This is a genomic window from Gilliamella sp. wkB178 (assembly GCF_001690705.1).
Taxonomy (GTDB): Bacteria; Pseudomonadota; Gammaproteobacteria; order Enterobacterales; family Orbaceae; genus Gilliamella; species Gilliamella apicola_K.
This window is the reverse complement of the sequence record NZ_LZGK01000005.1, coordinates 49,955-64,057: the sequence shown is the minus strand read 5'-3', so window position 1 is coordinate 64,057 and position 14,103 is coordinate 49,955. Positions and strand designations below refer to the sequence as shown.

Annotated in this window: 10 protein-coding genes and 2 rRNA genes; 2 read left to right on the top strand and 10 right to left on the bottom strand. The window is 36.5% G+C overall.

Translation table 11 applies throughout. From position 1 onward, the window contains the following. Together A9G13_RS01380 and rrf are read left to right on the top strand one after the other, a co-directional pair. Window positions 1-464 (top strand): 23S ribosomal RNA (locus A9G13_RS01380); the annotation flags it as partial. A 122-nt stretch (window positions 465-586) separates the two neighbouring features. Beyond that, window positions 587-702: ribosomal RNA gene (gene rrf / locus A9G13_RS01375) — 5S ribosomal RNA — on the top strand. A gap of 63 nt (window positions 703-765) precedes the next feature. Here rrf and A9G13_RS01370 read toward each other — a convergent pair. The 10 genes from A9G13_RS01370 to plsB form a co-directional block, all read right to left on the bottom strand. After that, window positions 766-1,137, bottom strand: a complete 372-nt coding sequence (locus A9G13_RS01370) for a hypothetical protein (RefSeq protein ID WP_065555844.1) — start codon at window positions 1,135-1,137, stop codon at window positions 766-768. A gap of 181 nt (window positions 1,138-1,318) precedes the next feature. Beyond that, window positions 1,319-2,113 (bottom strand): ABC transporter ATP-binding protein, encoded by a 795-nt coding sequence (locus A9G13_RS01365; RefSeq protein ID WP_065555843.1) that lies wholly within the window; start codon window positions 2,111-2,113, stop codon window positions 1,319-1,321. Next, window positions 2,106-3,059, bottom strand: coding sequence for an ABC transporter permease (locus tag A9G13_RS01360; RefSeq protein ID WP_065555842.1), 954 nt, complete (start codon window positions 3,057-3,059; stop codon window positions 2,106-2,108). Before A9G13_RS01360 ends, A9G13_RS01365 begins: the two co-directional genes overlap by 8 nt. A gap of 61 nt (window positions 3,060-3,120) precedes the next feature. Continuing rightward, complete coding sequence (locus A9G13_RS01355; RefSeq protein ID WP_065555841.1) at window positions 3,121-4,098, bottom strand: ABC transporter substrate-binding protein; 978 nt, start codon at window positions 4,096-4,098, stop codon at window positions 3,121-3,123. Between the two features lie 278 nt (window positions 4,099-4,376). Further along, entirely contained in the window at window positions 4,377-5,336 is a 960-nt protein-coding gene (locus A9G13_RS01350) for an ABC transporter substrate-binding protein (protein ID WP_065555840.1), read from the bottom strand. A 198-nt stretch (window positions 5,337-5,534) separates the two neighbouring features. Continuing rightward, complete coding sequence (fdhE, locus tag A9G13_RS01345; RefSeq protein WP_065555839.1) at window positions 5,535-6,443, bottom strand: formate dehydrogenase accessory protein FdhE; 909 nt, start codon at window positions 6,441-6,443, stop codon at window positions 5,535-5,537. A 106-nt stretch (window positions 6,444-6,549) separates the two neighbouring features. Next, window positions 6,550-7,245 carry a formate dehydrogenase subunit gamma gene (locus tag A9G13_RS01340; protein WP_065555838.1) on the bottom strand — a complete coding sequence of 232 codons (696 nt, stop codon included), beginning with the start codon at window positions 7,243-7,245 and terminating at the stop codon, window positions 6,550-6,552. Beyond that, complete coding sequence (gene fdxH / locus A9G13_RS01335; protein WP_065555837.1) at window positions 7,238-8,212, bottom strand: formate dehydrogenase subunit beta; 975 nt, start codon at window positions 8,210-8,212, stop codon at window positions 7,238-7,240. Before fdxH ends, A9G13_RS01340 begins: the two co-directional genes overlap by 8 nt. A gap of 17 nt (window positions 8,213-8,229) precedes the next feature. Then, window positions 8,230-11,298, bottom strand: coding sequence for a formate dehydrogenase-N subunit alpha (fdnG, locus tag A9G13_RS01330; RefSeq protein WP_081301116.1), 3,069 nt, complete (start codon window positions 11,296-11,298; stop codon window positions 8,230-8,232). A 288-nt stretch (window positions 11,299-11,586) separates the two neighbouring features. Continuing rightward, the gene (gene plsB, locus A9G13_RS01325) at window positions 11,587-14,013 is read right to left on the bottom strand and encodes a glycerol-3-phosphate 1-O-acyltransferase PlsB (RefSeq protein WP_065555836.1); all 2,427 of its coding nucleotides are present in this window, start codon (window positions 14,011-14,013) and stop codon (window positions 11,587-11,589) included. Between the last annotated feature and the right edge of the window lie 90 nt (window positions 14,014-14,103).

Here is a 14,103-nt window from a genome sequence, read left to right as displayed (position 1 = left end):
GGTACTCCGGGGATAACAGGCTGATACCGCCCAAGAGTTCATATCGACGGCGGTGTTTGGCACCTCGATGTCGGCTCATCACATCCTGGGGCTGAAGTAGGTCCCAAGGGTACGGCTGTTCGCCGTTTAAAGTGGTACGCGAGCTGGGTTTAGAACGTCGTGAGACAGTTCGGTCCCTATCTGCCATGGGCGTAGGAAAATTGAGAGGGTTTGCTTCTAGTACGAGAGGACCGAAGTGAACGCACCGCTGGTGTACGGGTTGTGATGCCAATTGCATTGCCCGGTAGCTACGTGCGGGATAGATAAGTGCTGAAAGCATCTAAGCACGAAACTAGCCTTGAGATGAGTTTTCCCAGATGAGAATCTGTAAGGTCCGTTTGAGACTAAGACGTAGATAGGTCAGGTGTGTAAGTGTAGTGATACATTGAGCTAACTGATACTAATGAACCGAGAGTCTTAACCTTACAACTCGGAGTTGTTTTGGTGCGCTAATAAGAATAAAGCAGTTTGTTCCGGATTGAGTTGGTGTGTTGTAGTTAACAGCTAAATAACACATTGATGAAGAATAGAGAGAAGACAGGATATGTCTGGCGGTAATAGCGCGGTGGTCCCACCTGACCCCATGCCGAACTCAGAAGTGAAACGCCGTAGTGCCGATGGTAGTGTGGGTATTACCCATGTGAGAGTAGGGTGCCGCCAGACTAATAAATAAGAGAGAGCCCAGCAGTAATGCTGGGCTTTTTTGTATCTACTTTTTATTTTAAATTAATTTTTAACTTTATTTTCTTCAATAGCTGGTTTTTCAGATACATCTTTTGGTGGTTTTATTTCTTCTTTCAATGTTGGTAATTCAGTAATAGCTATATGAATACTATATTGTTTCCCTTTTTCAGAAGGAAGAATAGTTGTAATTTTTTTAATTGTTTCTTCTGGGTTATCACTAGTAACAGTGACATCTAATATATTTTTATCAAAATGTGGTGGTAATCGCGAGTCATTTTTTCTATTTAATGGTGGTTTATCTTTTTGAAAACTAACATCTGATGGTGTATCTTTTGGTTGTGGATGAATAGGTTCTACCGCCAATAAAGAAGTACTAACTGCTAAAACGGCTAAAGCTAACAATGTTCTTTTCATATTATTCTCCTAAAGCTGGTACTAAATTCTATTTGGTTTTTGAGCAAGTAAACAAAACTAAAATTAATACTTATTTAATAAAGAAAAAGATAAGAAGAGATAAAAAGAAGTCACAAAAATAATATTATAGCTATTTATAAAAAGCAATATTGGTTTAATAAATATTGCTTTTAATGAATTATTAACCTAGAAGTAGGGCGTCGTCAGTTACTTTTTCACCACGTACTTTTTCAAACATATCTAGCAAATCAGTTACGACTAATTTATCTCGTTGTTCACCAGATACATCCAGTACAACCTGTCCCTGATGTAACATAACAGTTCTGGTACCATATTCTAAAGCTTGTTTCATTGAATGAGTAACCATCATGGTAGTTAAATGATGTGTAGAAACGATTTCATTAGTCAGTTCTAAAACGAATTGTGCTGTTTTTGGATCAAGAGCAGCAGTATGTTCATCCAATAGTAATATTTTGGATGGTTGTAGCGTTGACATTAACAGACTTACAGCTTGCCTTTGGCCTCCTGAAAGTAATCCCATCATATCCGATAACCGATTTTCAAGGCCTAAATTTAAAGTAGCAAGTTTATCCTTAAATATTGTTCTGATTTTACGATTAAGGGCTGGATATAATGTGAAACTAAACCCACGGTTATAGGCAATAGCTAAATTTTCTTCTATAGTTAGATTTTCACAAGTACCTACCATAGGATCTTGAAATACTCTAGCAACCATACCAGCTCGTTTCCAAGCCGGCCAACTGGTTACATCACGTTCGTTAATAATTACATGTCCGGAATCTGCCAATAAATCGCCACTAATAACATTAAGTAAAGAACTTTTTCCCGCACCATTACTACCTATTATAGTAACAAACTCTCCTTCACTAATATCGAGATTTAACCCTCTTAAGACATGATTTTCGATTGGAGTGCCTTGATTAAAAGTTAATTGTAATTGTCCAACCTTAATCATGTTTACATCCTCTTTTTTTAGAGTATTTTTTTAATTGCTTTGGTAATACTAGAGCAATAACTACTAATATTGCGGTAATGAGATTAAGGTCTTCAGTACCAACACCTATTTTTTGTAGAAATTGATTACTTAATGCAAAAGCAATAAACAAACGATATAAAATGGAACCGAAGATAACGGATAGCATGATTGCCCAAATACGTTTAGTTGGGAATATACTTTCACCAAGTATTATTGAAGCTAGACCAATAACTATTGTTCCAACCCCAATTGTAATGTCAGCACCACCTTGAGTTTGTACAAAAAGCGAACCGCCTAAAGCAATTAGACCGTTAGATATAGCCATGCCGAGAATTGTTATAGAACCAGTTGGAATACCTTGAGATCTAGCCATGCGTTGATTAGTTCCCGTTGCTCTTAAAGCTAATCCCATCTGAGTATTTAAAAATAAATTTAGTAACAACCAAAATACAATTACAAATCCCAATACTATGATTGGTTGAACAATATATTCATTACTATAATCTTCATAAATAAATGGCGAGAAAATAGTTTTTGCATCCAGTAATGGTAGATTAGGTGAACCAGCCATTCTTGGTGTTTCATTCATAAGGTAAGGCCCTATACCAAGTATTCTTAGATTTATAGAATAGAGTCCTATCATTACGATAATGCTAGAAAGAAGCTGTAATATATTGAGCTTAACATATAATAAACCGGTAACAGCACCTGCGGCACACCCCGCTAACATACCCAATAGAGTTGCCAGCCAAGGATCGATTCCTACGTAGATACATAAACCACAGATAGCACCACCCAGAGGGAAACTAGCATCAGCAGTTAAATCAGGAAAATCGAGTAAGCGGAAGGAAATAAAAACACCTAGACTAACTAGCGCATAAATAAGTCCAATTCCAAGTGAACCCAATAAAAATTCAAACGACATGAATAAAATCCATTAAAAATAACCGCCAGAAATTGGCGGTATGATTATATAAGAGTAGAAATTATTTTTCGACAATTTTAGCTGCTGATTTTAACACATCTTCAGATAATGTAACGCCTTGACGTTCGGCAGCTTTCGTATTAATGATTAATTGGGTAATGTTTCCAACTTGTGATGGAATATCTCCTGGGTTTTCGCCATTAAGTATACGGATAACTATTTTGCCTGCTTGACGCCCAAGATCATAATAACTCATGCCTAAAGCAGCAATAGCGCCACGTTCAGCTGAATCAGGATTAGAGGCAACAAGAGGAATCTTACTTTCGTTAGCGACTTTTGCTAACGCTTCATAAGCTGAAACAACATTATTATCGGTAGTAGTATAAATCAAATCAACTTTACCTTTTAGGCTTTGGGCAGCGGTTGATATATCGGAAGTCCGTTGCGCGGGAGCGGCAATAATTGTCATTCCCCTTTTGGCAAGAGCTATTTGTAGTTCTTTAAGCACAATAGTCGAGTTAACCTCACTTGGACTGTACACATAACCAATATTTTTAGCATTAGGTTTGATTTTTAACATTATGTCAATTTGTGTTTCTAACGATAAGGCATCGGAAACCCCGGTAACGTTAGTTTTGGACGCATCCCAACTTGGTGTTAATTTAGCTAAAACGGGATCAGTGACAGCAGTATAAACGATAGGAATAAGTTTGGTTGTTGCCACTAAAGATTGTGAACTAGGAGTAGAAATGCCAACAATAACGTCAGGTTTATTAGCAGTTAACTGTTTAGCTATTTGTGCAGCATTAGCACTACTACCTTGAGCGCTTTGAAATTGTAATTTCAAATTTTTACCGGCAATATAACCATTATCTTTTAATTCATCTTCAACCCCTTTACGTACATTATCTAATGCTGGATGTTCTACAATTGCAGTAATAGCAACATATTTCTGTTCAACTTTAGGATCTGCTGAGGATGAAAAAGCTATGACCGATAAACTCAGTAGCATAATAAGCTTTATAATGGATTTACGCATGTTGGTTCCTCTGTAATAATTTTTTTACAAATAAACTAAATTTTTCATACTATAAAGCAAATTCGAATAATTTTCTATATTAAAAAGAAATGAAAGTGTAAATTTAAAATTACAAATTGATAATTATGCTGTATATAATTACTTTTTAATATGCAATATCAACCATATTAAAATGTGTTTTAGAAGAAAAAATTGATAGGAGTAAACATTTTTGCTCACAAGCAAGTGAGCAAAATTATTATAGATAAGGAATTATTTATGTTAAAACCATGAGTAGATTATTTATTAATAACTTTATAGGCAGATTGAATAACTTCTGGTGATAAAGTAATCCCTTGTTTTTCTGCAGCTTCGGTATTTAAGACTAATCTAAGTGCTTGCCCAATTTCTGGGGCAATATCTCCAGGTTTTTCACCTTTTAAAATACGTACAACTAATTTCCCAGATTGGCGACCTACATCATAGTAACTCATACCGTAAGCAGCAACAGCTCCGCGTTCAATTGCATCAGGAAACGAGGCCAACAGAGGAATTTTATTTTCATTAGCAAATTTAACTAATGATTCATAAGCGGAAACGACATTATTGTCGGTTGTCGTATAAATTAAGTCAACTTTACCTTTTAATGTATTGGCGGCAGTCGAAATGTCAGCAGTTCGTTGTGCCGGGACAGCGACAAGGGTAATATTTTGTTTAGCGAGTAAAGATTGTAAATTTTTTAGGACGATAGTTGAGTTAATTTCACTTGGACTGTAAATATATCCCACTGATTTAACATTAGGTACAATTTTCTTCATAAACTCAATTTGTGGTTCAGTTTCTTGATAATCTGAAACACCAGTAATGTTTGTACCACTAGGTTGCCAATTTTTAATTAATTTAGCCGCCAGCGGGTCGGTAATTCCAGCGAAAACTATTGGGATTTGTTTTGTGGCTGCTGCGGTAGCTTGTGCGCTAGGGGTAGCAATGGCGACAATCACCTCAGGCTTTTCTGCTACAAATTGTCGAGCAATTTGGGCTGCCGTGGCGCTACTACCTTGTGCACTTTTGTATTGTATATTTAAATTGTTATTTATTATATAACCTCTATCAATCAATTCATCCTTGACGCCATCACGGATTTGATCTAATGAAGGATGTTCAACAATTGCTGTAATGGCAACGTTTTTAACAACATCAGCTAGACTGAAAAAAGGTGTAAGCAACAATATAACAATCAGTAAAAAGAAACGTTTCATTAGTGAATACTCTTAAACTAGTACAATAGTTTAAGTTTAGCAGAGTTAAATTTAAAAGTTAAGGAGTATTTTTATTGAATAGCTAATTAGTTTGAAATAGATATACCATATAATTACTGTATTTAAACTTAGTTGAGCTAAGTAATACTTAAATGTTAAGCTTTAATGTAATTTATTATAATAGGTTATGCTGTCATGCTAGTAACCGAATATAAAAGGATTAACGCCACTTTTAGCAAAGCCTTCCTCTTCAGTTTTCATATCTAGTATAAGTGAAGCAATATCATCAGCAACAACTTCAATATGCGGGTCTTTGTCTTGATCTAAGATTTTCAAATAACCATGACAAGCTTCACAACATTCAGTTTTAATTGCTGCTAGCTCATTTTCGAGTGAAAAATATTGGATATCTTGCATATTATCGCAACTGGTACATTTTACTCGGGGAACATACCATTCACTTTCACATAAGCTACAATGTAGATAACGTAACCCACTGTTATTACCTAATTGAATTACACTGGCAACTGGCATGCTATTACAAACTGGGCAAAACCAATGTTTATCAGTATTCTCCGCAATTGCAGTACCTTTGATTTGACTCGCTAGTTGACTGTAATAAACCGATAATGCACTCCAAATAAAAAGTGATTCATTACCAGCGACTAGTTCAAATTTACCTGTTAGTAAATATAAAGCCTTATCTTGTAATTGCTGTACACTATTTTGTCGTAGTTGTTCAATGGCTTGAGTAATTTCGGACGTAGTCTGACTAAATGAAGTTAATAGTATTGTTAAATAATCTTGCCATAAAGTTGTTAAAGGCAACACATCTAAACTTAATGGTGGTTGATCTTTATGCACTGCATCAGATAAATCCATTTGTATCGGTTCAAGTTTAACTATATTAGCTTGCCCTTCAGCAATGGTGGCACAAAAATTTAAGTAATCACTGAATGGACTTTCTTTGGCTAACAATCGTAAACGTTCGGCTCTATGAATATAAAGAGTATTTGGTGAAGGATAAAATAATAATGGGATTTTTCTAATAACAGAATTGGAGTTTTGTTGTTCAAGTTGTTGTTGTGGAATAATTTTTATACTCATTTTAGATTGCCATTATTAATTATTTTATCCATAGATTGATCATCTATAAAAAATTAATTCCGCCGATAACCAACAGCGGAATTAACTATTCAAGATCTACAGCTTGCTATAAAGCTGGTTTGTGCTCTATTTCAGGTGACTGTGATTTAGTTTTCTCATTATCCTTTAATTCTTTTTGGTAAACTTGTTTCATTTCTTGTTCATACCAGGCTGAATGGTTTTTACGCGCCCATGCACGAGAAACATAACCAGTTATCATACCTTTAATTGAGCCTTTAACCCAAATAGCCATATAGGCATGACCAATGGCAAGTAAAATCAATCCAATAGCGGCTAATGAGTGGAAAAATATAGCAATCCTTACCACCTGAACAGGAAAATAATCTGAAACATACCTACGCCACATTATCATGCCAGTAACAAATAATACCGTTATTAATCCCATAATACACCAGAATAAAAACTTCTGTCCGACGTTGTACTTACCAATAGGGATGCCTTCTTCTTTACCCATAATCACTTTTTTAAAGTTTTTGATCCACAAGATATCATTCTTATTAGGAATGTTATGATGAGCGAGTTTTAGAAACATAAACATTAACATGACAAATACAATAGAACCGATAATTGGATGTAAAGCCCGAACTAATTGTGGCGTACCCAGTACTAACCCAAACAATTTAATGGATGGAAAAAATAAAGATAGACCCGATAATGCGGTTAAAATAAACAGGCAAACCATACACCAATGACAGAAACGTACTATAAGTGGTGTTCTTAAAATCATACCTTTCTTATTCATGGCGATTCTCCTGTTGTGATGAACTAGCACTATTTTTGCTACCGAAAATAGGTAAACCTAATCGTTTCCGTGCTTGCTTATCAGCTTCTTGTTCATTTTCTATATCTTCTTCATCTACTTCAATCGCACCGACTCCCATGTAGTGGAAAAGCAAACCAGCAAATGTGGCAACAAACGTTGCGGCAGAAAGTGGTTTCCAAGCTCCTTTCCAGAATTTCACAATTTCACTAATATGAGGATCTTTTGGTAAGCCGTGATAGAGTTCTGGTTGATCTGCATGGTGCAGCACATACATTACATGTGTCCCGCCAACCCCTTCTGGATTATAGAGTCCGGCATGTTCAAAACCACGCTTTTTCAAGTCAACAATTCGATGTTCAGCATGTCTAATCATGTCTTGCTTAGTACCAAAACGAATGGCACCAGTTGGACAAGTTTTTACACAGGCTGGTTCTTGACCAACCGCCACGCGGTCAACACATAATGTACATTTGTAAGAGTGATTATCTTCTTTGCTTATTCGAGGAATATTAAATGGACAACCGGCAACACAGTAACCACAACCGATGCAATGCTCAGATTGGAAATCGACAATACCATTGGCATATTGAATGATAGCACCCTCAGATGGACATGCTTTTAAGCAACCCGGATCGGCACAGTGCATACAGCCATCTTTACGAATTAGCCATTCAAATTTACCATTGACTTCGACTTCTGAGTAACGCATCACGGTCCAAGCTTTAGGTTCTAAATCAGCAGGGTTATCATAAACACCCACAGTATTACCGATTTCGGCACGTAGATCGTTCCATTCACTACAGGCTACTTGACATGCTTTACAACCAATGCAAGTGGTGACATCAATTAATTTTGCGACTTCTTGTTGATAGTCTCGGGCATGCGGAGCTGGCGTTAACGCATTCGTTGCTGAACGGCGAATGATATCTTGAGTTTGTAATGACATAATTTAGCCTCCTCTTCTTATGCCGCAACGGTAACTTTTTCGATATTAACTAAGAATGATTTATATTCTGGAGTTTGAGAATTGGCATCACCTAAATGTGGAGTCAATTCATTCACCAAAAAACCTTTCTTAGTTTGCCCAGTGAATCCCCAGACAATAGGAATTCCAATGGTTTCGATCTCTTTACCATCAACAGTTAAAGTAGGAAGCCGCTTGGTCACTACGGCTTTGGCCTTAATATAACCCCGATACGAGGTTACTTTTACTGTATCGCCTAATTTAATACCTTTTTTCTTAGCCAGATTTTCGCTTAATTCAATAAATTGTTCGGGCTGAGTGATTGAAGCGAGTCTTGCATGCTGGGTCCAGAAATGGAAATGTTCAGTAATACTATAAGTTGTTCCTACATAAGGAAAATCATTGGCATTACCTAAACGCGCTATATCTTCTTTAAATACTCTAGCTGCTGGACTACTAATTTGTTTAGGATGCAGTGGATTATTTGAAATTGGAGTCTCAAAAGGTTCATAATGTTCAGGGAATGGGCCATCAACTAAACGGTTCAAGCAGAATAAACCACCTAAACCATCATTATTCATGATAAAGGCACCTGCTCCAGAACTTGGTGGTAAAGTTGCAGTAAAATCAGCAACATCATTACCTTCCCAACTTGAGCCATTCCATTTTATTAATACACGATTAGGATCCCAAGGTTTGCCATTTTCATCAGCAGAAGCGCGATTATAAAGTACGCGCCGATTCATTGGCCAAGCCCAAGCCCAACCACTATGTACCCCTCTACCTGAAGGGTCACTTGGATCCCGTCTGGCCATTTGGTTACCTTGTTCAGTCCAAGAACCACAGAAAATCCAAATGCCGGAAGAAGTAGTACCATCAGCTTTCAGTTGTGAAAAACCACTAAGTTGCTGACCTTTTTTGAGAATAACATTACCCTTAGCATCGGTGATATCTGCAAGTGCCTTACCATTATAGTCTTTGGCAAGCTCCTCGGCAGCAGGTCCTTCAGGATCGACGTAATCCCATACTAAATTATCAATCGGCTCATGATAAGTTCCACCTTCTTCAGCATATAGCTGTTTAATTCTTAAAAAGATGCGTGCGATGATTTCTGGATCATATAATGTTTCGTAAGGTGGTCTGGCGGCCGCCCAGTGCCATTGTAACCAACGAGAAGAGTTAACAATGGTACCATTTTCTTCAGCAAAACAGTTAGCAGGTAGTCGGAATACTTCGGTCTGAATTTTACTAGGATCAACATCGTTTGATTCACCATGATTTTTCCAAAACTCAGCAGTTTCTGTAGGCATAGGATCGATGTTAACCAAGAATTTCAAATTCGATAATCCTTGACGGATACTATTTTTATCGGGAAAAGCTGCCAGAGGGTTGAAACCTTGACAAATAAAACCATTGGCTTGACCATCACGCATCATTTTACTGAATCTTAATACATCATAAGTTTTATCCCATTTTGGTAACCAATCGAATCCCCAATCATTGTCTTTAGTGGCGTTATCACCAAACATGGATTTCATAAAACTAACAAAGAATTTTGGGTAATTTCCCCAAAAATTAACTTCTGCCGGTCCAAGAGGTTTTGGCGTTTTTTCAGCTAAATATTGTTCCAAAGAAACTTGTGATTCTTTAGGTAAATCGAGATAAGCAGGTAAACGATTGGATAATAAACCTACATCGGTTAAACCTTGAATATTTGAATGCCCACGCAGTGCGTTAATACCACCACCCATTACGCCAATATTACCAAGTATTAATTGGATCATCGCTGCAGTACGAATGATTTGCGTACCATAAGTATGTTGTGTCCAACCTAATGCATATAAAAAAGTGGCTGCACGGTTATTGGTTTTAGTACTAGCTAGTGAACGACAAACATGTAGAAAACTTTCAATTGGACTGCCCGTTACTTTATTTACCATTTCAGGTGTATAGCGGCTCACGTGTTGTTTCAGTAAGTTCCAAACACAGCGAGGATGATTAAGTGTCTTATCACGTAGCGCGTAACCGTTATCATCTGTTTGATAAGCCCAGCTAGTTTGATCATATTGACGATTATTAGCATCATAGCCACTAAATAGCCCACTATTAACATCAAAATTAAAGTCATCACGTACAATCAAGCTTGCATTACTATGAGTGATTAAATATTCAAAATTAACTTCATTATGTGTAATAAGGTAATTGATAATACCAAGAAGAAATGCAATGTCAGAACCTGAGCGAATTGGTACATAATGATCAGCAACTGATGCAGTACGATGAAAGCGAGGGTCTATGGCAATTAGTTCGGCACCATTAGTGATTTTGGCTTCTATTGCCCATTTAAAACCAACCGGATGTGCTTCGGCGGCATTACCCCCCATAATGATAACTACATTGGCATTCTTTATATCGTTCCAGTTGTTAGTCATGGCGCCACGCCCAAAAGTTGCTGCTAAACTGGATACTGAAGGACCGTGGCAAACACGAGCTTGAGTTTCTAGGCTTAGCATACCTAATGAACGTGCAACTTTAAATGCTAACCAACCGGTTTCATTACTGGCGGCAGAAGTGACAAGCCACCCAGTTGTGGTCCAACGATTAACTGTAGTGCCTTTTGCATTTTTTTCAACAAAATTTTTATCACGATCTGCTTTCATTAATCTAGCGATTCTGTCGATAGCTTCTTCCCAACTAATCCGTTGCCATTTATCTGAACCAGGTGCGCGGTATTGTGGGTATTTAACGCGATTTTCACTCTTAATATAATCTAAGACACCAGCGCCTTTAGGGCAAAGAGAGCCACGGCTGACGGGATGATCAGGATCACCTTCAATATGGAAAATAGAGGATTCAGCATTTTTGGCACCATCCCCTCGGCTATAAAGAAGCATTCCACAACCTACTGAACAATAGGTGCAGTTATTACGAGTTTCTTTTGATTTTAACAATTTATATTGGCGAGTTTGTGCAAGTGCAACATTGGGAGCAAGCCCAAGTGTGGCTACAGTTGTTCCTGCCATACCACCAGCACAGATCTTAAAGAACTGTCTACGGTTAAGTAGCATATGAACTCCTTAGAAAGCTGACATTACATTATTTATTATTTTAGAATTTGTTTATATCCTTATTGCACATAATAATAATCGTTTATTAAACGGAAATAAAGAGAAAAAAAGATGTAAATAAACAAAGTTTGATATATATCAAAAAAAATAAATAAGGGATTTTATTTTCCTCCAATCATTTCAAATCATAAAAATTATTTTTCATATAAGATTGTTAAGGAGAGCTTAATTGTTTTCTATTATTAATGAGCCTTGTCTATAGTTTAATAGACAAGGTAAATTTAGAAATTATTGAATAACGGGATTGATTTCCTCAATTGTTTGCATTACACGAGCAGTGATAAGTGGTTTAAGTATGTCATTCATTATGGCTATTTTTTGCAGATTTGTACCTTGCTTATCATCTAAATATCCTTGTTCTCTTAACGAAGAAACGAGGATTGAAAATACATCTTTGTCAAAGAATTCTGGTGCATTAATCCCATGTAAAACGGATAATCGTTCAGCAATTAAACGAGCTTCTTTTTCAAGAGATGATCTACTAATAGTTGGATCTTTTTGTAACAATGAAAATGCAATCGCGTAACGCTGTAAAGTATCTCGCGATGAGGATGCGATTAGCTGCATTCCCGACATTTTTAAATAATTGAGCACTAATTTATCTGCTGAATAGCTGATTAAATTTAACTCAGCATAGCTATGTATAATTTGCTGTACATAAGTAGTTAGTTGTTCTTCATTTTGATAAAGAAATAATTCAGATTTAATTAATGGATAAAGTAGTTTTACTTGATGTATGACTTCATCTAATGAAATTCTATTATGTTTGATTATTATTCTTGCCACTATAGCGGGAATAATAAGTAAGTGTTGAATATTGTTGCGATAATAAGTCATTAATACCGCTTGCACGGTGGTTAAACCCACTATTTCACCCACTTCATCAGTCGTTATTACAAATTTGCCCATCTCTTTAGCATGTTCAAAAAGTTGTTCCGCAGTCTGATCGGGTATGGTAATTAAATCGGAATAAGGAATATTTTTTAATAACTTCAATAAATAGTTAATATTTTCTAGTAATCTGACTTTAGTCAGAGCACGTTGATCTGCAGCAAGTAAAATAGAGCAACATAAATTCATGGCATTAATGGCAGCTGAGGCGTTGATTCTCTCCATAATTTGCGTTGCTAAAAGGTTAGTTGTTGGTGTTAACCAGTTAGGGCGTTGAGTACCTGTAGGGTCAATAGCTTCACGCCACTCCGGAATATGATTATTTAAAAATTGATTTAATGGGATTGGTTGGCCAAAATTAACATAACCAAAACCTAATTTCTTTAATTTAAAAAATGCATTAAGCGTGCGCCACAAGCTCTCTTTTTGTTTTTTGGCACCACGAAGTTCATTGGCATAAGTAGCGACTTCTAATACATGTTCATAGCCAATATAAACGGGTACTACCGTAATCGGACGCGGATCACCACGTAATAATGTTTGAATGGTCATCATGAGCATGCCGGTTTTGGGATCGAGTAGTCTTCCGGTTCGCGATCTGCCACCTTCAATAAAATATTCTACCGCATAACCGCGAATAAATAATTCAGCCAAGTATTCTCGAAAAACAGCGGTATAAAGCTTGTTGCCTTTGAATGAGCGACGAATAAAGAATGCACCTAAACGTCTGAAGATAGGGCCAGCAGGCCAAAAATTTAAATTAATACCCGCGGCAATATGCGGAGGGACTAGGCCTTGTCGATAAAGCACATAAGATAATAATAAATAATCCATGTGGCTACGATGACAAGGTATATACACAATTTCATGTCCATTTTTAGCTAATTCTCGTACCGGTTCAGTATTAGTGATTTTTAACCCTTGATAAAGTCGGTGCCATGCCCAAGTTAATACAAAATCGGTTACTCTTAGCATACGAAACGAAAAATTAGCCGCAATTTCGTTAAGCATAGTTAAGGCATTTTTCTTAGCTTTTTCTAGCGAAATATCTTTACTTTTAGCTTCTTCCTGTATTGCTTTGGCAAGTCCAATATTATTTAATAATTCATTTAACATCTCTTGACGATCAGGGAGTTTAGGTCCAATAGATGCGGTTCGTTGTTTAGTAAAATGAATGCGTGCAACACGGGCTAATTTATGTGCCAAAAACGATAAATCTTGCTGATTATCCACCTGAATATTTTTGAATGATACCGTACGGGAAAAGTGCGTATAGCAATCACGACCGGATACAATTATTTTATATAATTTAAATGTTGCTCCCAAAACTTGTAATGATGGCTTTTTCTTACCTTCTTTATCGGGGCTGCGCCCAAACATTACTGAAACTGGCAATAGTTGTATATCAAGTTGCGGGTTTTGTTGATGAGCTGAAATATAATCTCTTAAAATTTCAATTGCTTTATTTTGTTGACGCTTAGAGGCAAAAATACCCGGTCCTTTATCAATATAGATAAATCCAGGCACTAATTTACCATCAATCTTGATACCTGCTAATGGATCGGGAAGATCGTAACGTAAGCACAGCGAGCGAACAACCATTAAATCGATATTAGAATTATAAGGTAATACATATAAAATGGGTCTATTAGGATCAAGTTCTAATTCGGTTATTGGATCGGTAGGGATAGGTTTGCTTTTAACAAAAAGCTTAACAGGGATTTGAATAACAAAAAAATAGGCTTTAACCCACCAAGAAAACATAACCAATAAACCTCATACTTTTGTACTAATGCTACACTTAAATAATATTAAATCGTAAAGCTAATCAGCCTTAATTTATATTTGCCAACC